Genomic DNA, 19,462 nt, shown 5'->3' with positions numbered 1-19,462 from the left:
CGGTCACCGGTCACCTCTCCTTCAGCAGTACGGACAGCGCGGCGATGAGTTCGGCCTGGGGCTCGGCGCGCACGTCGAGGGCGTCGAGCGGGGCCAGACGGCGCTCGCGCTCGACGTGGATCACCCGGTCCAGGTGTTCGTTCAGAAGGCGCCCCGCGCGGTCGCGCAGCCGCAGCGCCCCGTGCGCGCCGATCCGCTCGGCGAGCCCCTCTCCCGCGGACCTCGCCCGGCGTCCTCCCAGCAGCCCGGTGGCGGCCAGGGCGGCGACGACCTCGGCGTCCGGCGCGATGCTGCGGTCCAGCCGGCGTACCTCGTCATCGGCGAACTCCTCCAGCTCCCGCCGCCAGCGCCGTACGGCCAGGCCGATGCGGTGCTCGGCGCTGTCCGACACTCGGTCGCGGCCGGCGAGCTCCGGCGCCGTGGCGGCCTGCTCGTGCCGCCAGGCGTCGTCCACGCGCTCGTCGGCGGCGGTGACGGCGCACAGCAGCAGGGCGGCCAGGCTCTCCACGAGCGCGTCGAGCAGTTCCCCGGCGGTGCAGTCCAGGGGGAAGGCGCGCCACCTCTTCAGGGCGTCACCGGCGAGCACCGCTCCGGCCTGGAGCCGTCCCCGCACGCGCGTGTGCTCGCTGTCGAAGGCGGTCTCGACGGCCGAGGTCAGCCGCAGCGCGGCGGCGTACTGGGCGGCGGTGGCACTGGCCAGCTCGGGCATCCGGGACTTCAGCGAGTCGAGGAGGCCCTGTGCCGTGCGGGCCATGGCGTACTCGCGGGCCGCGGAATCCTGGGTCTGGTGCACCAGCCAGGTACGGAGCTGTGCGACGGCGGAGGCGGGCAGCAGGCCACCGCCCCAGGCCGACTCGGGCAGCTCCGGCACGGTGAACCGCGGTACCTCGCCGAGTCCGGCCTTGGTGAGCAGCGCCCCGTACTGCCGGGAGACCTCCGAGGCGACCTGGTGCGGCACCCGGTCCAGCACGGTCACCAGCGTGGCGTCGTACTCCTTGGCCGTGCGCAGCAGGTGCCACGGGATCGCGTCGGCGTACCGGGCGGCGGTGGTGACCATGACCCAGATGTCCGCGGCGCACATCAGCTCGGCGGCCAGGACACGGTTGTCGGCGATCAGGGAGTCGATGTCGGGGGCGTCGAGGAGGGCGATTCCGGGGGGCAGGGTGTCGACGGTCTCCACGCGCAGCACCCTGGTGGGGGTGTTCTCCTGCATCAGCAGGTCGTCGCCGGCTCCGGGGTCGCCCCTGGGCACCCACACGCGCGTGAGGTCCGGCAGTACGCGCATGCCACTGAACCAGTGATGGTCCTCCGGATGGCAGACCAGCACCGGTGTCCGGGTGGTCGGCCGCAGCACGCCCGCCTCGCTGACCCGCTGTCCGACGAGCGAGTTGACGAGAGTGGACTTCCCGGCGCCTGTCGACCCCCCGACGACCGCCAGCAACGGCGCTTGGGGCCTTCTCAACCGGGGCACCAAGTAGTCGTCTAGCTGTGCGAGCAGTTCGTCGCGGTTGGCACGCGCGCGTGGAGCCCCCGCCAGGGGCAGCGGGAAGCGTGCGGCGGCGACACGGTCTCGCAGGGCGGAGAGTGCGTCGAGCAGCTGAGGCCTTACGTCCAAGGTCACCACATGCGAAGAATGCCCAATTTTAGGGGAATTCTGAAGCATATGAGCATGTCTGCGCGCCGATTGGACACAACGGACGGAAGGGATGACTGGGACGCGGGTACAGTCCAGGCATAACGAGTGCACAACACCAGGTGCGCCGGGCGTCAAAAGCGGTGCACGATTCGTACCCGCCTGCGATTATCAGGACCGCTTCACTGAACCTCCACATTGAGCCACGGAGGCGAAGCAACCGGGACATGGATCGGGGAGCCCTATCCTTGTCCCCGGCGATGTCACGGACCCGCCCGCACCCGGGCACCGCGACAGAGGCCACCACACCTGGCCCCCGTAGCTCAGTGGATAGAGCAGGCGCCTTCTAAGCGCTTGGCCGCAGGTTCGAGTCCTGCCGGGGGCGCACACACCCAATGACCAGCGGAAACGCTGGTCATCTTTATTTCTGGCTCAATGCACATCGCTCTCACACCAAGCGCCTTGACTGTCCACGATCGTGGGCGTCATGGTGGGCCCATGGCAGATGAGCGGTACAACATCGGGCCGATGGCGGCCTCATGGCTGCGCGCCCTCAAGTCCGAGAACAAGTCCGACAACACGATCCGTATCTACGGAAACGCCACGCGACAGTTCGGCGAGTTCCTGCTCAACGAGGACGACGGATATCACCCGATTGCCGACGAAGAAGGCAATCCCGGCCGCCCCGCACCGACCGATCTCGACGAGGTCCACCGCGAGCACGTGCAGGCGTACATCGCCGCCACGATTGCGCGCACCTCGCCGGCGAACGCGCACCAGCACTTCCGGGCGCTGAAGACGTTCTTCAACTGGCTCGTCGACGAGGAGGAGATCGACCGCACCCCCATGCGGACGATGAAGCCGCCGACCGTCACCGAGAAGGAGGTGCCGGTCATCCCGGAGGCCGACCTCGTCAAGCTGTTCAAGACGTGCAAGGGCAAGACGTACGCCGACCGGCGCGACACGGCGATCCTGCTCCTGTTCCTCGACACGGGCGTCCGGCTCAGTGAGCTGACGGACCGCCGGGTCAGCGACCTCGACCTCGACCTCAAGGTGCTGCGCGTCCTCGGCAAGAAGGAAAAGTGGCGCTCGGTCCCCTTCGGGGCCACGGCGGCGACCGCCCTCGACCGGTATCTGCGGGCTGCGGCGAAGCACAAGGGCAAGGCGCTCGACGAGGACATGTGGCTGTGGTGGGGCGACCGCGGGCAGAAGGGGCACCGGCTCACCGTCTGGGGTGTGGGGACGATGCTCGAGCGCCGCTGCGTTGAGGCGGGGATCGAGCACATCCACCCGCACCAGTTCCGACACACGTTCGCGCACCTGTGGAAGGTGAACGGCGGCAACGAGGACGACCTGATGCGCATCACGGGGTGGTCGTCCCGTCAGATGCTGTCGCGGTACGCGGCGTCGGCCGGCGCCGAGCGGGCGCGGTCGGCGCATGCCCGGCTGTCGCCTGCTGACCGGCTCCGCTAGATGGAACTCTGCCCCGGCTCCGGTTCGTGTCGGCGAACGGGTGCCGGGGCACGCCTGTGCGGCTGGGCGATGCGCTACTGCAGCCGCCGCACTTTCATGGCTCCGACAAGGCTCGGCAAACGCAGACACAACAGCGCGAGCGCCGCAGCCTCTTCTATCTGCTGAGGATCATGAGCAAGCCGGACATGCGTCCCGTAGTCGCGGTACATGACGGGCACGCCGCGGTCGAGTTCGGCTTGCTCCACCCGCACTTCTGTCACGTGACCCCCTGTTCCCGCACGGCGATTTCGGACAGCGTGAATCGGACGTGCGTTCGACACGCGCGAGGCACGATCACTGTACGACGCAGCGAGCGGTAAACACAGGGCGTATCACCAGCAACAGTGGGTCACTGGATCACCAGAAAAGAACAGGTTAAACGCCGTCTCAGCGAACGTCACCCGTTCGGGGGACCTCCTCGGCCTCTTCGCTCTCCCACCGTTCCGCTACGGCGCGGGCCTTGTCAGCCGGGGTGTCCTCTGCGCCGATGACCCGGATGAGCTTCGCCGGCGCACCGTGCGACAGCTCGGCGTCCGTGTATCCGATGATCTGCAGGTGCGCGGCGGCTGCGACGACTTCGCGGTCGAGCCCGAGACCGACGGCCAGGGCGGACACGAGCTGCGGCGTGATGTCGTACCCCTGGTCCGCGATGATCTTTGCAACGAGGCTCTTGCTCGGCGACCAGCCGCTTTCTGGGTCCACAGCCTGGACGGCGAACTCTCTCGTGGACATGCGGCGCCCTCTGCCGACATGCGCCTTCATGAGCTCCGTGAGTGCGTCTCGCTGCTGCGGCATCCCTCCGCCTCTCTAGACACTGCGGTCCACACCCATGTTCGGATGCGCGCATGAAATTGCAGGTCAGGGTGTGCAACCTTTTTCGCCTGGCTGACATTGTCCACGATCAAGGGCAGTCGCGGGAGCCGGGGTTGAAGGTACGGCCGATATTTGACCCAAGGACAAGCTGCCCACGATCGTGGACACCGCTCAAGCGGTGTGCTGTACTGGACCTGTCCACGATCGTGGGCAGCAAAGCGGAGGCGCATCCATGACCCATGCCCAGCGATATCTGACCGACAGCGACGTGCTGCGCGGGCTGATGCGTCGGGCGCCTGGCGGCGGCTCACTGGAAATCCGGAAGCTCGCCGACGCCGTCGGCGTCTCGAAGAGCAAGATCGGCGCCCTGCTGTCCGGAGAGCGACCTTCGGTCACAGAGGACGTTGCCGAACGCATATGCGAGGTTCTCGACGTCCGGCGCGACGCTGTTTTTTACGACCCACTGCCCACGCCCATGGGCGTGGGCAACGACCAGGAAGGAGCACAAAGTGGACACGAACGAGCGGACGATGCAGCTCCGGCTCGCCGCGCACATGAGCTGGGCGAACACGACGGACCGGTCGGCCCGTACCGCCGCCGCCCGGCGCGCTAGCCACCACACCCGGTTCCTCGACATGGCGCGCGAGAAGAACCCCGACGCGACCGAGGCCGAGCTGCTCAAGCTCGCCGCGTCGCTGAAGAAGGCCCACTACCAGCAGCTCGCGCTCAAGTCGGCGCAGGCCCGCCGCATCAAGCGGGAGCTCGCCAACCAGGAGCGCTCCCGCCAAATCGAGCGGGAGCTCGCCGCGCACGCCAGCGGCAACGCCGCGTAATCCCCATACGCCGAGGGGCCGCTCCGACTGTGCCGGCCTGAGCAGCCCCAACGACTCGGCGACCCCTTCACCCAAGGAAGAAGGTCACCTTGACCACCGAGATTACCGAACAGACCACCCCCACTAACCCGCTCCGCACCGCGTACCTGGCCGCGGCCGCGCTCGTCGCTCGCCTCGTCGACCAGGTGGAGGTCATCCCGGACACGGCCGAGGCCCGCCGCGAGCTCGGCACCGACACCTACGGCGCCCGCCTCCACTTCGGCACCGGCCTCGCCGCCGGCCGCGGGGTCCTCGAGACCGCGGCCATCGTCGACGCCGAGGTGACCCGTGACGACGTCCGCGACGGCGTCGTCTGGATCGAGGTCCACACCACGGTCGACGGGATCCCCCTGATCGCCCGCGCTTTGACGAACACCGCCGACGCCGACGAGCTCCTGGCCGCCGGCGACACGGCCGAGGACCCGGAGACGACGCAGCCGATCCCCACCGTGAGCACGTCCCCCACGGCCATCACGGTCCCGGCCATCTTCGCCGTCCGCCCCCTCGCCACCATGAAAGCCACCGCCACGGGGACCGACGCGTGAGCCGGGCCCTGCAGCACCAGCTGCACAGCATCCTGCAGACCGCGACCGCCACCCTCGACCTGCCCCTCGACACCGGGCACCTCGAGCGCCTGGCCGTCGAGGTCACCCCGGCCATCGCCGCCCTGCGCGCCGAGACCCGGGCCAGCGTCGAGGAGAACGCGCCCATCCGCTGCGCCCTCACCGGGCGGGTGAACGAGGCGGCCGGCGTGCGGACCACCGAGTACGCCGGCTGCATCTCCCGCATCGACATCGACGTCGACGAGGACTCGCCCGCGGCCCAGCTCGCGGCCGAGCTGCGGGGGCGGCAGCCGGACGTCATCGCCACCGACGTACCCGACGCCACGTACCTGGGCCTGACCGTGAGGCCGCAGTCCTGGCGTGCCTGGCAGTGGTGGCTCGACAAGCTGAACGTCGCCCCCGAGGCCGTGACCCGACAGCACGACACCACCTACGCCATGGGCGTGGTGGACAACGTCGTCGTCTCGGTGTGCGGGGACGGCGTGCCCAAGCTCCTCGAGCTCCAGGCCGCCGAGGGTGGTGACGCGGCATGAAGACGCACATCGCTCTGCAGGCGGCCGTCGTCACGATGCTCGTCGCCAAGCGACCCGCCCTCGCCCAGCTGCCCATCGACTGGCAGCTGAAGAGCGACGGCTCGATCTACATCGACATGGCCCTCCGCGCGGATGCCGCTCTCGTTCCGCAGGTTGCTGCCGAGCTGGCGCGCGCCATGCGGGGCGCCCGCGAGCACAGCTACGAGCTGCGGCAGGACGACGGCACGGTGACCCGGACCTTCCAGGTTGAGGGCAAGCCGTCGGGCGTGTCGGTGGAGTTCCTCGCCTGCCAGCGGGGTCTTCCTCTGGACGAGGCGGCCGTTCCCGAGAGTGGTGGCGGCGCATGAACGCGAAGCTGGTGAACGCCGCGGCGGGCGTGATCGCCGCCGCCATGGAGCAGGGCAAGACGACCCCGGCGAGCCTGGCGACCTCGTTGGACTCCGCGTGTCTGCTCCAGCCGCCGGAGACCGCCGCCGAGCTCGAGCAGCTGCGCGGCCGCGTCGCCGAGCTGGAGGCCCAGAGTGAGGCTCTCGCCGAGCGTCTCCGCGCGGGCCAGCGGTGGCAGCGAGGCCGCACCCCGGAGTTGGTCAGCGAGAACTTCGTCTCGCAGTCGGAGCTGCGGAGCATCTTCGACATCCCGCTGACCGCCCCCTGGGACGAGGACCCGTGCCACCCGTGTGGCTGCCCAAAGCGGTTCGACCGGCACGCCGCCGGCTGCCCGACGGCTGTCGCCGAGGCGGGTGACGCCCGATGAGGGTCATCGAGTGGCTCCTGTGGGCCAGCGTCGCGTGGTCCGTCTTCCTCATCTACTGCATGGCCGACCTGCCGACGCTGCTGTCCCAGTGGAAGCGAGGCCACCAGTGAGCGCTTCGAAGGCCGACCGCGAGGCCCGGCTGGCGCAGCTCCTCGACACCATCCGCACCTTCCCCGGCGAGCGGTGGACGGTCGGCCGTGTGGTGGAGCTGCGCCGGCTGACCGGCGGCCCCCGCCAGCGGAACACCGCCCGGTACGACATGGCCGAGCTCCACCTGCGCGGCCACCTCAACCGGCACGGGTCTGAGAACAACCGCTTCTACACCCTCAGAACCAGGAGAGGTGGCCGCTCGTGAGCCGCGCTTTTCGTCCCCGCCTACGCGAGACCAGCGAGGCCCAGAAGAAGGCCCGGCTGGCCTGGAACGCGGGCCTGACCGGCAAGGGCCGCCCGCCCGCGGAGCAGACGGTCATCGAGGCCTGCACCGTCGACGGCTGCGGAACCTCTGCCGTCGGCCGGCGCCCGCCGGTCGCGCGCATGGTCTCCGTCGCCGGTAGCGCGGACGGAGCGGCCGCGCACTGGTACTGCCCGGGCCGCTGCGCCGCGATCGCCCGGGCCCGCGCCGACATCCGCAGCATCCCGATGCGCCCGGGCGGTGCGGCCTGATGCCGTCCCGTACGGACATCGTCGCCGGCGTCCTGCGCTCGCCGGTCCTGCAGCGCCCGGTGCTCGCGCACGAGATGCGCGAGCACCTGGTGCAGGGGATCGACCCGCGCAGCACGCTGACGCGGTGGACGGCGACGGTGCCGCAGCTGGCGGAGGCCATCGACACCGCCCTGCGGGAGGCGGACCGCGAGGAGAAGGACATCCCCGCCGACAGCACCACCGCTCGGCACCAGGGGACGACGTCCACTGCTCGCGCGGACGCCACGACCGGGCACGCCCTCATCCTCCAGGCCGCTGGCCCCGACTTCATCGGCACCTGCCAGTGCGGGCGCCCCATCGGCCGCACCCCGCAGAACAAGCCCGTCGACGCCCTCGTCGGCCTGTGGGAGCGGCACACCACCTCAACGAGCTCGGACAACGAGGCCTGGGCCGGTGCCGTCGCCTCGCTTCCCCACCCGATCCCGAACGGAGCGTCATGACCGACACGTCTTGCGAGCAGTCGACTCGCCCGCTGGACCAGGTCCTCGGCCAGCCCGTCGTCACCATCCTCACCCGCGCGGACGAGGTGGAACTCGGCGACGCCGTCGACAGCCCGGCTGGCATCATCCGCGTCCGCGAGATCGTCCAGCGCCCCCAGTACTGGACCCTCGCCGGAGACCCGCCCGGCCAGGCCTTCCACGTCGCCTTCCACCCGAAAGGCGAGAGCCCCGCGCCTCGCACCCAGGTCATCCACCGCCGCAACTCCACGATTCGCGTCCGCCGGGGCGTGTCCCACTTCGGCCGGCTCACCGGGCACTCCAAGCACGTCACCTCCCACAACCCGGTCAAGCGCGGCATGTACACCCTCGTCGACGGCTACAACTCCGCCTGCTCCTGCGGCTGGAAGTCCTCCACCGTCCACAAGAGCAAGCACCGCGCCGGCGAGGCCTGGCTCGGCCACAAGGCCGGCCAGCTCACCGAGTCCACCTACGCCGCCAACAGCGCGCTGCTGCTCATCGCCACCGCCGAGGTCGTCCACCCGCAGCTGCCGCCCGCCCCCTGGTACTTCACCAACATCACCAGCGGCAGCCGCCACGGCCACGGCATCGCGACGGCAGACCTCAGGGACCTGCCCGCGGACCAGGCGCGTGCCGTCCTGGCTGCCTGGCGGCAGGTACCCGGCCTCACCGTCGACGAGGCCTACAGCTGGGACAGGGACGAGGGCGCCGGCGGGATCGTCCACACGTTGCGCGGGCCCCGCCGACGCCTGGCCGACATGCGCCTGTCCCTGGACGGCGAACGCGGCGAGCGGCTGATCCTGCAGGCCGCCTACGAGACCGACCTGACCGCCGAAGAGGTAGCGGCCAGCAAAGCGCCCGGCCTGGACTCCGGACCGGACTGGTGACTGGCGAGGACCGGCGCCCTGGCGTCGCCGGGGTGTGCGGGCACGTGGCCGGCCCGCACACCCCCGGCACCCGCCTCTACCCCTGCGGCTACCGGTGCGCCCTGCATACCCCGTCCGCCCTCGTCGGGCGGCTTGAGGCCCCGCCGGGCCCGGGCTGGCCCGTCCATCGCCAGCCCCCACCTGGCACCAACCCGGAGGACGCCGCCCCCACCGGCTCCGAGCATGAACAGGAAGAACCCGATGACTGTGACCGCACCGGCAGTTCCTCGCCCGCCGTCCCCCGCTGACCTCGCCCGCCGGCAGGGCCCCCGTCCGCCGGCCACCGGACCCAAGCCCGCGCCCAAGCCGAGGACCGACGCCGGGCCGCACTTCCCCGAGCCGGGACAGCCCTACCAGCCCCGCAAGCTCGGCCCCGAGGACGCCATCCGGCCCGGGAAGCTCACCAAGCAGGAGCACTTCCGCAGGTACTACCTCTTCGGTATGCGCACCACCAACCTGCCGGCGCACGCCCGCCTGGTCGGCCACGACCTGCTGTGGCGCGCCAGCCACGCCACCGGCCGGATCAGCGCCAGGCGGCAGCCCAGCAGGGAACGGCTGGCGCTCGCCACCGGCCTGACCACCGCTCAGGTCGACGTGGCCCTGCAGGTCCTGCTCACCCGCGGCTGGCTCCAGTCCCTCCGCCTGCCCGAGGGGCCTCGCGCCGGGCAGACCGTCCATTGCCTCGCGATCCCCGCCGGAGCCCTCGAGCGGATCCGCACCTGGATCTCTGAGCACCCGCTCGAGTCCTCCATCCGCTGACCACCAGACCGCGGGGCGGGCGCTGTCCATGCCGCGCCCGCCCCGCGCACCACTCCTGCGAAAAGAGAGCACCGATGGAAATCCGGATCACCGAGCCCAGCCGCGTCTTCCGCGCCACCAGCGGCGGGGCCGGCCTGAACGCCGAACACCGCTGCAGCGACGGCAGCCCCTACCTGTCGTTCCACCTGTTCAGCGAGCACGACGGCATCACCGAGGACATCGCGGTCCTCCTGCCTTCCTGCGTCGCTCCCCGCCTCGTCGGCGCGGCCCTCGCCTACCTGGAGGCGGCCCAAGGTGCCGAGGCGGGCGAGCAGTTCGTCCAGGCCCTGCTCGCCGCCCGGGACCAGTCTGCCCAGATGCTCGCTGCCGAGATGGCCGCGCGCGAGGCAGCGGCGGCTGCGTGCTGCGAGGCCGGCTACCGCACCCAGGGACGCGAGCACACCTGCCGCGGCACCCAGCCCAGCACCTGAAGCAGGCCCACCCAGCACGAAGCCCCGCACCAGCACGGTGCGGGGCCAGGAAAGAGAGGAGCGACGGTGTCAGGTCTTCGGGTTGGCGAGCACGCGCTCTTCACCCAGCGCCGTGAGGGCTCGCTCGTAGAAGTCGAGCGACACGATCACGGCCACCCGCTTCCCGCGGCTGGTCAGCACGGTCGTCTCGTCGCTGTAGCGGGCACGGCCCACTGCATCGGCGAACGAGTTGCGCACGTCGGCGATGCGTTCCTCGTGCTCAATCTTCGGCGCGGTCATAGCGGGAGTGTATCTCAGCCCTCACACGTACGTGATGTACATGAGCGCTATGATGGCCATAGAGTCGGTCAAGGGCGCGCCCTGCCGCGGCTCCCCAACCAGCCATGCCCGAGCCCAGGGGCCGACGCCTCATAGCCGCCCCTTCCAGCACCGCCGCCTGACCACCCTTCTCCCTGACCTGGAGCAACCGCCGATGCCCGTCGCCGCGCTCGCAGCCGACCAGGCTGCACCGCACCCCCAGCCGCACGCGGCTGCCGTGGTGCGCCCGCGCGACGGCGGACGCACCGTCAAAGTCCCCCTGCGCCTGGTCGTAGGCGCTCAGTACCCCGATGCGGCCCTGAGCGTCTACGTCAAGATCGCAGCCCTGGCCCTCCGCCCGGAGGGCTGCACCGCCCGCGTCGACACCCTCGCCGCCTACCTCGGCATGTCCAAGAGCGCGGTGGAGCGCGGCCTGCGCCCACTCACCCAGCCCGACCCCGTCGACGGCCTGGTCGAGGTCCCGACCCACCGGCGCACCTACCGCGACGGCCGCGGGCAGTCCGCGGAGCGCTCCATACGCCCCCTCACCCGGGGTGAACTATGGGTCCGTATCCCGGTGCGTGCGGCGGAGGCGCTCACGCCGCGGCTGCTGCGCCTGTACGCGCTCCTCGCCTACGCCACCGCCCGCCGCATCCCCGTGACCGCGGCCGAGCTCGGCGAGATGCTCTACCACCACACCGGTCAGAAGGCCGGCCAGAGTCTCGGGGAGCGGCAGGCCCGCCGTCTCGTCGACGAGCTCGCGGCTACGGGCTGGCTCACCGTCCACCGCCGTGAAGGCCAGCGCGGCCGCCACGCCTACGAGACCAACGACCGCCCGCTGCACCCCGTCCCGGCCCTCGACGCCGCGGTGCCCGCCGCGGCGTCGGTCCTCGAGGACCAGGCCCCCGGCCAACTCCCCCTGTGGGGAGACGAGTCACCGGTCATTCATGACGGATCGGGTGCGGACGATCTTGACGGATCCCTCGCGTCTAAGGAAGACCACTGGACTGACCGACCGGAAAAGACGGAGCTGAGTGGGGGTATCCGCCGTAGGCGAGGTGACCGTAAGTCGGTCGCGGGCCCTGTGGATAACCCTGTGCCGGACACCTTCGGCCGTGGTGGTCTCGTGCTGCGCACGGATGACGAAGCCGCTGGCGCGGGCCCGGCCACCGGCCGCCCCGCCTACACCGGCCCCGCCCTGCAGTTGTCTCCCCGGATCTGGCGTGTCCTCGAGCCGGTCCGCCACGAACTCCCGGCGCTGAGCGCGTTCGTGCTGCGGAAGGTGGCCCGTGAGATCGGCGCCCAGCTGAACGCGCCGGGCGGTAGCGAGGAGCGGCTCATCGACCGGCTCACTCGCCGCTACGCCACCACGACCGCGATCCGCGACGTCGGCCGCTGGCTCCTCGGAGCCGCTCTCGTCCGCCACGGCTGCGGCCGCCCCGACTGCGAGACCGGCGTCATCTGGGAGACCGGCGCCGACTGCGACACCTGCGCCGTCAACCGGCAGACCGCCGCCGCCCGCGCCCGCCGCGACGCCGAACTCGCCGAACGGTCCCGGCTCTTGGACGAGCAGCGGGAGCAGCGCCTCGCCGAAGCGGAGGCCCTCGAGGAGCAGCAGCGGCAGGCGGCCGGGCGTGCCCGGGCGCGGCTGCTGGAGGAGCTCGGCGACGAGCCGCTGCCCGGGGCTGCGGTGTTCGGTCTGCGGCGGCCGGAGCCGGAACTACCGCCCGCGCGGGCGTTGCCGCCGAAGAAGACGTACCGGCAGCGCGACCAGGCCAGCGACGAGGAGGTCCTCGCGGCGATTGCCGAGCACGGGCCCGCGATCGCGCTGCACATCTACGGCCATCTCAGGGCGCTCCCGCTCCTGAACAGCCGCCCCAACCCCGTCGAGACCGGTAGTGACCGGAGGACTCATGCCCAGTGACCACGACGTCGCCATGTGCGGTGACTGCCACGGCCGGATCCGGTGGGCCATCACCGTGAACGGGAAGCGGCAGGCCGTCAACGCGGACCCCGACCCCAAGGGCAATCTGGCCGCGCACACGGACGGCACCGGCACCCTCAAGGTTCGTGTTCTCACGGCCGAGCGGCCGACGCTCGAGCACGCCGAGTGGCAGGCCATGCCCCACGCCGCCACCTGCTCCCGTCCCCGGTCGCGGACGCCGCGGCCCTCGAGCCGGCCCGGCCGCCGCACCCCCACCGTCCGCTACGGCACCTGGCGGCCGGCCCGATGAAGAACGAACCGCAGGACGACACCGCCACCGGCCAGGCGCAGCGCATCCTGCTGGCCGGGCGCCCTGCTGGCGAGCGGATCTCACCGCAGGAGCGGCCGGCCATCGTCGCCCGCGTCGGGAAGCTGCTGCTGGCCGGTGCGACCTACGAGCGCATCTCCCAGGAAGTCGGGGTGAGCCCGCCGACGGTGGGCCGGATCCGTGGGGAGCTGCGGATCCCGCTGGCGAAGCGGAGCATGCCGTCGCGGACGGTGGCCGAGGCCCTCGCATTGCACATCGAGCCCTACGGAGACGGGCACGCCCGCTGGACCGGCCCGATGACCGGCCGTATGCCCCAGCTCTGCGCCGAAGGGCGCCGTCTCAACGCCCGGCGCACCGTGTTCGAGCGACACCACGGGCGGCCGCCGGTCGGCTACGTCGTCTCCTGCTGCGGCGACATCCCGTGCATGACGGGCGCCCACCTCACCGACGCCGTCATGCGCGGCACCGCGCCTCCCATCCCTCGGCAGTCGGGCGCCGGCGCATGACCATCGCTGGGCTCCGTGCCCTCCTCGACGAGATCGACCGCCAGGGCGGCCCCGACGCCGCCCGCCACAACCGCCTCCACCTCCCCGACGAAGGAGCCACACCGACCATGACCACCGCACCCGCCCCGCGCCCCATCCCGCCAGCCGCCGACGTCCACCTCACGACCGTCCCGACCACCGACACCCCCGAGCAACTGCCCGTCGGCAAGCTCCTCGCCTGGGGCGACCAGCACCCTGACCCCGGCATCCAGGACCAGGCCGCCCGCGCCCGCATCGCCCTGCACGGCCTGCGCCAGCGCTACGCCGCCGACCGCGAACTGACCGCCATCACCAGCGAACGGGCGCAGCTGGAGCAGCGCCTGGCCGAACTCCAGGCCCGCGAGGCCGAACTGGCGCCGCCGAAGAAGGCGAAGGGCAAGCGACAGCCCGTCGAGTACCCCGCGGCCGAGGTCCGCGCCTGGGCCGCCCAGAACGGCGTCGACTGCCCGACCCGCGGCCGCATCCCCAAGGACGTCGTCGACGCCTGGCGGCAGGCCACCAGCAGCGCAACGGGCGGTACGGCGTGAGCGAGGCCGCCGTGTGCGTGCTGTGCCACCGGCCGATCCGGTCCGCCGCCGCGGCGAAGCGGCGGATCGGGTCGGGCTGCTGGCGCAAGCTCACCCCCGCCCAGCGCGCCACGATCCGCCGCAACCCGCGCGACATCCGCGCCGCCCTCAACCAGCCCGTACCCGCCACCGACGGGCAACTCCCTCTCGATGAACAGGTGATCAACCAGTGAAGAGCCCCGTCCCGTACTTCGGGTCGAAGCGGAGCGTCGCTTCGTGGATCGTCTCGCTGCTCCCCGAGCACGCGCACTACGTCGAGCCGTACGCCGGCGGCCTCTCGGTGCTCCTCGCCAAGCCGCCGTCGGCGATGGAGACCGTCAACGACCTGGACGGCGACCTGGTCAACTTCTGGCGGATCCTGCGCGACCGCCCCGCAGACCTGCTGCGCGCCTGCGAGTTGACCCCGCACGCCCGCGCCGAGCTGACCGGAGCGTGGGAGCCGACCGAGGACGAGGTCGAGCGGGCGCGTCGAGTGTGGGTGCGGCTGACACAGGGCCGCGGCGGGATGATGCGCCGCAGCGGATGGCGGCACTACACCACCACCTCGCGCTCCAGCTTCAGCATGCCGGACCACCTGGACGCCTACCGGGACCGGCTGCTGCCGGCCGCCGAACGCATCGCGTCCGTGAGCCTGGAATGCCTGCCCGCCCTCACCATGATCGGTAAGTACGGGGCCGCCCGGGACGTGCTGCTGTACGTCGACCCGCCCTACCTCGGCACCACCCGCAGCCACCGCAACCGGTACGGCGCAGAGATGCGCGGCGAGACAGAGCACCGGGAACTCGCGGCAGCGCTTGCCGACTGCCGGGCCGCAGTCGTCCTCTCGGGCTACCACTCGCCGCTCTACGACGAGCTGTACGACGGCTGGCACCGCTACGAGCGGTCGGCCACGACCGGCAACGGCAAGGGCGACAAGACACGCACCGAAGTGCTGTGGGCCAACCGGCCGCTGGCCGAGCAGGCCGGCCTCTTCGACGCCATCGCGTGAGCAGCAGGACGGCCGCCCCGCGGGCAATGCGGGGCGGCCGCATCCCCGATCCCACCACAACCACCTGGAGCCGCGCCATGACGCGCCAGACCGCTCTCGCCCAGCCCACTCGTATCCAGCGTCAGCGCACCAAGGGCTGGCGCGCACCCGACCGCGCCGTCTACGTCGGCCGCGGCACCCGCTGGGGCAACCCGTACGCGGTCGTCCAGCGCAACCGGTTCCACGCCGTCGTGTCCGACAGCGGCGGCCTGATCTACGCCAACAAGGAGGAGGCCGAGGCGCGCAGGGTCGCCGTCGACTGGTTCCGCGCCTGGTTCTCCAGCCAGCCCGACCTCGCGGCCGCCGCCCGCCGGCAGCTCGCCGGCCGCGACCTCATGTGCTGGTGCCCCCCTGCCTGAGCCCGGTGACACCGACCACTGCCACGCCGCGGTGCTCCTCGCCATCGCCAACGAGCAGGAGGCGCAGCGCTGATGCCCGAGTCCGAACCCCTCGCCCTGACTGCCCTGGCCGGCATCGCCTGCTGGCTTCTCGGCTCCCTGTTCTTCCTCGCCTCCGGCGTCACCCACCTCGTCCACACCATCCGCGACCGCCGCCACCAGGAGCAGCCGTGATCATCCACGACGCCGCCGACGCCTTCGTCACTCTCATCTACGCCGCCCTGATCTGGGCGTGGGTCCTCGGCGCCGCCGCTGGCCTCGCCCTGTCCACCCTCTTCTTCGCCGCCCGGCCGCTCGTCGCCACCACCACCCGCGCCATACGCCGCGGTATCCGCCCCATCTGGGCAGGCGGCCGCGCCCGGCTCGCCCGAGCCCGCTCCAAGCGCGACTACGGAGAAGCCGCGTGACCGCGTACGGCCTCGCCCTCGGCATCACCGCCGGCCCGTTCATCAGCGCAGCCCTGCTCGGCCTCCGCCGGGCAGGGTGCGCCCTGCGCCAGCTCACCCACCGCACCAGGAGCACCTCGTGACCGAACACCCGCGGTCAGCCCCCGAGCCGCTCACCGGCCACAGCGCCAGGGCGCAGTCGTGATCGCCGTCTTCGCCTACGTCGTCCTCGTCACCGTCACTGCCGGGCTCCCGCTCGGCCACTGGGCCTACCTGCCCTGGAGGAAACGATGAACCACCTCACCCGCGCCCTGGCCGTCCTGTACCCCCTCGCGGCCGCCGGCCTACTGCGCTGCGCCGTCATCAGCGAGCAGAACGGCGCCACCGGCTACGGCTGGTTCTTCGTCGGCTGCGCGGTCCTCTTCGGCCTGGCCGTCGCCCACCACGCCTGGCACTCCGGCCAGTTGCACGCCGACCACGCTCGGCTGGAGCGCGCCGCCCGGCCGCCCGGGCCCCACCCGGCCGCGCTCGCCGACGAGTTCGCCATCGCCTGGCACGAGCTGGAAACCGCCTGCTGCCTCACCGGCTGGGACTCCCACGGCGAGCAGCACGACCCCGACTACTGCACCCTGAAGGACCGGACCACGTGACGCCCAAGCGCTACACCGCCGACACCATCAACGACACCGCACTGGACGAGCTGTACAGGCAGCGCGACGGAGCCCGAGACGCCCTCCGCCACCTCATGCGCTACCTGCCCAACCACATCGAGACCGACGAGCAGCACGTCGACCGCACCCCGCCGACGGCCGTACGCCAGCTGGTCGACGCGATCGCCGACGCGCTGCCGGAGTTCGACCCGGCAGAAGAGCGCGATTTCGTGTGGCGGCACTACCAGCTCACCCACCGCGTCCTGAGCCGCCGTGTGGAGCAGGCCGAGGAGCGCAGCCGCGAGTTGGAAGACCGGCTCACGCACGTGCGGGACCGGTGGGCATCATGCCGCGAGCGGGTTGGCATCGCGGCCGACAAGGCCATTGCGGCCGAGGCCGAACGGGACGAGCTGCACGCGGCCCTCGGGCTCGCACCCGGGCAGTTGCACAACGCGGCCCTCAGCGCGATCCACGGCAGGGCCGCCAACATCCGCGAACTCCAGTGGCGCGCCGAGCAGGCCGAGGCCGCCATCGCCCGCGTGCGGGCAGAATCGGCCCGGATTCGCGCCACCACTCGCACCTGGGAGCCGGTAGCCGGCCTCATCGACAAAGCGCTCGACGGCGAGCAGACCGCCGCCGCGCACACCGTGTCGCCCGGCGTCGCCGTCGTCCACGGACAGCCCGTCGCCGACGGTGTCGACGCCCTGACGACGGCCCCAGAACGCCAACCGGCGTACGACGCGGTCTACGCGTACATCCGCCAGCTCGACGACGCGCTGCCGTCGAGCAAGATCCAACGCAACGTGATCATCTGGCAGGCCGTAGCCGCTGCCCTCGACGCCAACCCGACCGCTGGGGGTACTTGCGACGCCTCGACCTACAGCCCCCTCGCAGGCGGCAGCCTCATCGGCCCGTGCACCCTGCGCCGCAACCACGACGGCCCCGTCCACAACGACGCCAACGGCACGACCTGGCTGCAACAGCCGCTCATCACCGCTCAGGCACGGGTGCAGCAACTGGAGAACATCGGTGAGGAGAACACCCGCCGACACCAGTCGACCATCGCCCGCGTCGACGAGCTGCTCGCCGACGTCTCCCGCACCCAAGCCGAGCGGGACGGCGCGTACCGCGAGCGGGCGCACCTCGTCGCGCTCCTGGCGGCGATGACCGACGGCGCAGTGATCGCCCCGGCCCCGGACGTGGACGAGCCCGGCTGGCAGATCGCCTACCTCACCATCGGCGGCCGCCAAGCCGCCTGGCACATCTCCCCCCGAGACGCCGACCTCGTCGCCCACATCGAACCCGTCGAACCCGACGACCCCCGCGCCCAGTGGGACGGCCACACCACGCAGGAAAAGTACGCGCACATCGCCGCGGTGACAGCCGAACTCTCGCAGCAGTGCGGGCCGGCGTGCGCCGAAGGCCACACCTACACCGGCCGCTGCGAGGGTGCCGGCGAGGCCTGTGCCCAGCACCCGAACGCCCCGGTCATCGGCGGCATGTGCGGCGGCTGCACCCAGTACCCCAGCGACATGACGAAGGAGCACTGACCGTGGACCACGAACCCCGCTGGTGCCCCGGCCTCAAAATCGGCACCGAACCGGCTCCGTCCGCCGACCGGGCCCGCGAGGACCTCTGCCCGTTCTGTGAGATCGCCGCCGGTCGCGCGCCCGCAACCATCGTTGAGGAGTGGGACGACGCCCTCGCGATCGTGCCCCTCAGGCCCGTCGTCGAAGGACACGTCCTCGTCATCCCCCGAGACCACGTCCAGGACTTCGTCACCGATCCCGACATCTCAGCCCTCGCCATGCACCGGGCCGCCGAACTCGTGAGCGGGATGGGCTCCTACAACCTGATCACCAGCAAGGGGCGGCCTGCCACGCAGTCCGTGTTCCACCTGCACCTGCACCTGGTGCCCCGCGCCATCAACGACGGGCTGGCACTGCCCTGGTACAGCGGCCGCCGCTGAACACGACGAAGGGGCGCCCCCGCAGTCTCCCCAGACCAGGACGCCCCATCCGATCGCCCCACCGTACCGCCCCGCGCCCCACGCACCTCAGGAGCGATCGATGACCACCACCCCCCAGCACGGCCACGGCCCGTCCTGCGCCGCCACCTGCGACCGCGGCCTCCGCGACCACGAACTCGCCAACCGGCAGACCATCTGCACCCCGTGCGTCCACGTCATCGGCGTCTGGCTGCGCGAGATCCCGACACAGATCATCGTCCTCGAGGGCTCCCGCCAGCGGGAGACGACCGGCGCCTCCGGCGGCCGCACCACCTACCGCACCGCACCCCTGCCCGGCCGCGACGACATCCTCAACATCCTCGGCCCCGCCGCCTGGAACGACGGCATCCGCGACCCCTACGGCCAAGCCGCTCGCGACCAGCACGGCCCCCTCCCCATCGCCGGCACCCTCATCTGCTGGGTCCGCATCATCACCGAGCAACGCCGCTGGAACCCGCCCGCCACCCTCACCCCGCAGGCCCTCGCCGCCTGGCTCGCACACCCCCGCGCCCTCGACTGGGCCTCCCGCCAACCGTGGGCGGGCGCCATGCGCGACGAGCTCCACCAGCTGATGCGCACCATCCGCGACCTGACCCGCCTGCGCCCGCAGCGCCGGCCCGTCCCGCAGCCCTGCCCGCGCTGCGACTCCCTGACCCTGGTCCAGACGGACCACCAGCTGTACATCGACTGCACCACCTGCGAGGCCATGTTCACCCGAGAGGAACTCGCCCTCGCCGCACGCATCACCGCCGCGGCGCTCGACACCGGCCCGGCCTGACGAGGCCCCGTGTCCCCGTCCCGGCGAGGAACACCGGCTGCCGCTTGCGCCAGCCCAGGGTGGGCCGGATGTGGGCGTAGTGCGGCTTCGTAGCCGCCTGATCGAGCTTTCGCGCACCGTGTCAGTGCCGTGCCTCATACTCTTATGCAGGCGCGGGGCCTGATAGATAGGGCTTCGTCGTGTTTGAAGACTGGATCGAGGACGGCATCGTCGTCCAAGGCGGCACCCTCGACGGCCGTACTCTCCCGCTGTTCAGGGACCCGCTCGAACCGCCCGGCACACTGATACACCAGGACGGCGCCGGTATGCAGGAGATCTACACTCCCCGAGCGCGGACGGACGCGGACGATGGCCCACTGTGGGTGTACGTCTACCTGCGCACGGAACCAGCGCCAAGGCCTGAGTAGCACGCGGCCCGCCGATCCCAAGGGGTACAGGGACCGGCGGGCCGATCGCGGGCGCCCCCGCTGTGGTGAACGCTGGTCCTACGCACCGATGCCAGCACGGCGGAAGACCGCGTCAGCGGCCTTCTCCGGGTGCCGAGCGTGCTTCCTTGTATG

General features: G+C 71.6%; 32 protein-coding genes and 1 tRNA gene. 29 read left to right on the top strand and 4 right to left on the bottom strand.

All coding sequences use genetic code 11. From position 1 onward, the window contains the following. Positions 1–10 precede the first annotated feature (10 nt). Positions 11–1,624: a dynamin family protein gene (locus ACF09J_RS07975; protein ID WP_392304519.1), complete on the bottom strand. Its 1,614-nt coding sequence runs from the start codon at positions 1,622–1,624 to the stop codon at positions 11–13. Between the two features lie 321 nt (positions 1,625–1,945). On the opposite strand from ACF09J_RS07975, the gene ACF09J_RS07970 reads away from it, so the two are divergent. Together ACF09J_RS07970 and ACF09J_RS07965 are read left to right on the top strand one after the other, a co-directional pair. Next, positions 1,946–2,018 (top strand) — tRNA-Arg (locus ACF09J_RS07970). Positions 2,019–2,131: 113 nt separating this feature from the next. Beyond that, complete coding sequence (locus ACF09J_RS07965; protein ID WP_392304518.1) at positions 2,132–3,106, top strand: tyrosine-type recombinase/integrase; 975 nt, start codon at positions 2,132–2,134, stop codon at positions 3,104–3,106. A 74-nt stretch (positions 3,107–3,180) separates the two neighbouring features. Here the strand turns inward: ACF09J_RS07965 and ACF09J_RS07960 are convergent, their stop codons facing one another. Both ACF09J_RS07960 and ACF09J_RS07955 read right to left on the bottom strand, forming a co-directional pair. Continuing rightward, positions 3,181–3,366: a hypothetical protein gene (locus tag ACF09J_RS07960; RefSeq protein ID WP_392304517.1), complete on the bottom strand. Its 186-nt coding sequence runs from the start codon at positions 3,364–3,366 to the stop codon at positions 3,181–3,183. 166 nt (positions 3,367–3,532) lie between these two features. Further along, complete coding sequence (locus ACF09J_RS07955) at positions 3,533–3,907, bottom strand: hypothetical protein (protein WP_392304516.1); 375 nt, start codon at positions 3,905–3,907, stop codon at positions 3,533–3,535. 283 nt (positions 3,908–4,190) lie between these two features. Here ACF09J_RS07955 and ACF09J_RS07950 point away from each other — a divergent pair, with 283 nt between their 5' ends. From ACF09J_RS07950 to ACF09J_RS07895, 12 genes are all read left to right on the top strand, one after another. After that, the gene (locus ACF09J_RS07950) at positions 4,191–4,571 is read left to right on the top strand and encodes a helix-turn-helix domain-containing protein (RefSeq protein ID WP_392304515.1); all 381 of its coding nucleotides are present in this window, start codon (positions 4,191–4,193) and stop codon (positions 4,569–4,571) included. Next, the gene (locus tag ACF09J_RS07945; protein WP_392304514.1) at positions 4,468–4,791 is read left to right on the top strand and encodes a hypothetical protein; all 324 of its coding nucleotides are present in this window, start codon (positions 4,468–4,470) and stop codon (positions 4,789–4,791) included. The genes ACF09J_RS07950 and ACF09J_RS07945 overlap by 104 nt, the downstream gene beginning before the upstream one ends. Positions 4,792–4,880: 89 nt before the next feature. Beyond that, the gene (locus tag ACF09J_RS07940; RefSeq protein WP_392304513.1) at positions 4,881–5,375 is read left to right on the top strand and encodes a hypothetical protein; all 495 of its coding nucleotides are present in this window, start codon (positions 4,881–4,883) and stop codon (positions 5,373–5,375) included. After that, entirely contained in the window at positions 5,372–5,926 is a 555-nt protein-coding gene (locus ACF09J_RS07935) for a hypothetical protein (RefSeq protein ID WP_392304512.1), read from the top strand. The genes ACF09J_RS07940 and ACF09J_RS07935 overlap by 4 nt, the downstream gene beginning before the upstream one ends. Next, positions 5,923–6,273: a hypothetical protein gene (locus ACF09J_RS07930; protein ID WP_392304511.1), complete on the top strand. Its 351-nt coding sequence runs from the start codon at positions 5,923–5,925 to the stop codon at positions 6,271–6,273. The genes ACF09J_RS07935 and ACF09J_RS07930 overlap by 4 nt, the downstream gene beginning before the upstream one ends. Then, positions 6,270–6,680, top strand: coding sequence for a hypothetical protein (locus tag ACF09J_RS07925; RefSeq protein ID WP_392304510.1), 411 nt, complete (start codon positions 6,270–6,272; stop codon positions 6,678–6,680). The genes ACF09J_RS07930 and ACF09J_RS07925 overlap by 4 nt, the downstream gene beginning before the upstream one ends. A gap of 106 nt (positions 6,681–6,786) precedes the next feature. After that, positions 6,787–7,035, top strand: coding sequence for a hypothetical protein (locus tag ACF09J_RS07920; protein ID WP_392304509.1), 249 nt, complete (start codon positions 6,787–6,789; stop codon positions 7,033–7,035). Beyond that, positions 7,032–7,343, top strand: a complete 312-nt coding sequence (locus ACF09J_RS07915) for a hypothetical protein (RefSeq protein WP_392304508.1) — start codon at positions 7,032–7,034, stop codon at positions 7,341–7,343. The genes ACF09J_RS07920 and ACF09J_RS07915 overlap by 4 nt, the downstream gene beginning before the upstream one ends. Further along, a complete protein-coding gene (locus ACF09J_RS07910) occupies positions 7,343–7,822 on the top strand; it encodes a hypothetical protein (RefSeq protein ID WP_392304507.1) in 480 nt (159 codons plus the stop codon). Before ACF09J_RS07915 ends, ACF09J_RS07910 begins: the two co-directional genes overlap by 1 nt. Further along, the gene (locus tag ACF09J_RS07905) at positions 7,819–8,727 is read left to right on the top strand and encodes a hypothetical protein (RefSeq protein ID WP_392304506.1); all 909 of its coding nucleotides are present in this window, start codon (positions 7,819–7,821) and stop codon (positions 8,725–8,727) included. The genes ACF09J_RS07910 and ACF09J_RS07905 overlap by 4 nt, the downstream gene beginning before the upstream one ends. Before the next feature lie 240 nt (positions 8,728–8,967). Continuing rightward, on the top strand, positions 8,968–9,525 hold the full coding sequence (locus tag ACF09J_RS07900; RefSeq protein ID WP_392304505.1) for a hypothetical protein: 558 nt from the start codon (positions 8,968–8,970) through the stop codon (positions 9,523–9,525). Between the two features lie 74 nt (positions 9,526–9,599). Further along, positions 9,600–9,995, top strand: a complete 396-nt coding sequence (locus ACF09J_RS07895) for a hypothetical protein (RefSeq protein WP_392304504.1) — start codon at positions 9,600–9,602, stop codon at positions 9,993–9,995. Positions 9,996–10,064: 69 nt separating this feature from the next. Here ACF09J_RS07895 and ACF09J_RS07890 read toward each other — a convergent pair whose 3' ends face one another. After that, positions 10,065–10,274 carry a type II toxin-antitoxin system prevent-host-death family antitoxin gene (locus ACF09J_RS07890; protein WP_392304503.1) on the bottom strand — a complete coding sequence of 70 codons (210 nt, stop codon included), beginning with the start codon at positions 10,272–10,274 and terminating at the stop codon, positions 10,065–10,067. A gap of 193 nt (positions 10,275–10,467) precedes the next feature. On the opposite strand from ACF09J_RS07890, the gene ACF09J_RS07885 reads away from it, so the two are divergent. The 15 genes from ACF09J_RS07885 to ACF09J_RS07815 all read left to right on the top strand — a co-directional run bounded on the left by ACF09J_RS07885 (position 10,468) and on the right by ACF09J_RS07815 (position 19,309). Then, entirely contained in the window at positions 10,468–12,216 is a 1,749-nt protein-coding gene (locus ACF09J_RS07885; protein ID WP_392304502.1) for a hypothetical protein, read from the top strand. After that, positions 12,206–12,526, top strand: a complete 321-nt coding sequence (locus ACF09J_RS07880) for a hypothetical protein (protein WP_392304501.1) — start codon at positions 12,206–12,208, stop codon at positions 12,524–12,526. The genes ACF09J_RS07885 and ACF09J_RS07880 overlap by 11 nt, the downstream gene beginning before the upstream one ends. Continuing rightward, on the top strand, positions 12,523–13,050 hold the full coding sequence (locus tag ACF09J_RS07875; RefSeq protein ID WP_392304500.1) for a hypothetical protein: 528 nt from the start codon (positions 12,523–12,525) through the stop codon (positions 13,048–13,050). The genes ACF09J_RS07880 and ACF09J_RS07875 overlap by 4 nt, the downstream gene beginning before the upstream one ends. Beyond that, the gene (locus ACF09J_RS07870; protein ID WP_392304499.1) at positions 13,047–13,616 is read left to right on the top strand and encodes a histone-like nucleoid-structuring protein Lsr2; all 570 of its coding nucleotides are present in this window, start codon (positions 13,047–13,049) and stop codon (positions 13,614–13,616) included. Before ACF09J_RS07875 ends, ACF09J_RS07870 begins: the two co-directional genes overlap by 4 nt. Beyond that, positions 13,613–13,828 (top strand): hypothetical protein, encoded by a 216-nt coding sequence (locus tag ACF09J_RS07865; RefSeq protein ID WP_392304498.1) that lies wholly within the window; start codon positions 13,613–13,615, stop codon positions 13,826–13,828. Before ACF09J_RS07870 ends, ACF09J_RS07865 begins: the two co-directional genes overlap by 4 nt. Continuing rightward, a complete protein-coding gene (locus tag ACF09J_RS07860) occupies positions 13,825–14,643 on the top strand; it encodes a DNA adenine methylase (RefSeq protein WP_392304497.1) in 819 nt (272 codons plus the stop codon). Before ACF09J_RS07865 ends, ACF09J_RS07860 begins: the two co-directional genes overlap by 4 nt. A gap of 77 nt (positions 14,644–14,720) precedes the next feature. Next, positions 14,721–15,041, top strand: coding sequence for a DUF4326 domain-containing protein (locus tag ACF09J_RS07855; RefSeq protein ID WP_392304496.1), 321 nt, complete (start codon positions 14,721–14,723; stop codon positions 15,039–15,041). A 72-nt stretch (positions 15,042–15,113) separates the two neighbouring features. Then, a complete protein-coding gene (locus ACF09J_RS07850) occupies positions 15,114–15,254 on the top strand; it encodes a hypothetical protein (protein WP_392304495.1) in 141 nt (46 codons plus the stop codon). Beyond that, complete coding sequence (locus tag ACF09J_RS07845) at positions 15,251–15,487, top strand: hypothetical protein (RefSeq protein ID WP_392304494.1); 237 nt, start codon at positions 15,251–15,253, stop codon at positions 15,485–15,487. Before ACF09J_RS07850 ends, ACF09J_RS07845 begins: the two co-directional genes overlap by 4 nt. Then, positions 15,484–15,609 carry a hypothetical protein gene (locus ACF09J_RS07840; RefSeq protein WP_392304493.1) on the top strand — a complete coding sequence of 42 codons (126 nt, stop codon included), beginning with the start codon at positions 15,484–15,486 and terminating at the stop codon, positions 15,607–15,609. The genes ACF09J_RS07845 and ACF09J_RS07840 overlap by 4 nt, the downstream gene beginning before the upstream one ends. A 147-nt stretch (positions 15,610–15,756) precedes the next feature. Continuing rightward, positions 15,757–16,116, top strand: a complete 360-nt coding sequence (locus tag ACF09J_RS07835; RefSeq protein WP_392304492.1) for a hypothetical protein — start codon at positions 15,757–15,759, stop codon at positions 16,114–16,116. Beyond that, complete coding sequence (locus tag ACF09J_RS07830; protein ID WP_392304491.1) at positions 16,113–17,666, top strand: hypothetical protein; 1,554 nt, start codon at positions 16,113–16,115, stop codon at positions 17,664–17,666. The genes ACF09J_RS07835 and ACF09J_RS07830 overlap by 4 nt, the downstream gene beginning before the upstream one ends. 2 nt (positions 17,667–17,668) lie before the next feature. Then, positions 17,669–18,085, top strand: coding sequence for an HIT family protein (locus ACF09J_RS07825; RefSeq protein ID WP_392304490.1), 417 nt, complete (start codon positions 17,669–17,671; stop codon positions 18,083–18,085). Between the two features lie 100 nt (positions 18,086–18,185). After that, the gene (locus ACF09J_RS07820; RefSeq protein ID WP_392304489.1) at positions 18,186–18,902 is read left to right on the top strand and encodes a hypothetical protein; all 717 of its coding nucleotides are present in this window, start codon (positions 18,186–18,188) and stop codon (positions 18,900–18,902) included. 179 nt (positions 18,903–19,081) lie between these two features. Further along, positions 19,082–19,309, top strand: a complete 228-nt coding sequence (locus ACF09J_RS07815; RefSeq protein WP_392304488.1) for a hypothetical protein — start codon at positions 19,082–19,084, stop codon at positions 19,307–19,309. Positions 19,310–19,462: the final 153 nt, after the last annotated feature.

Origin of the sequence: Streptomyces sp. NPDC014889 (assembly GCF_043081205.1) — a bacterium.
Taxonomy (GTDB): domain Bacteria; phylum Actinomycetota; class Actinomycetes; order Streptomycetales; family Streptomycetaceae; genus Streptomyces.
This window is presented reverse-complemented; position numbering and strand designations above follow the sequence as displayed.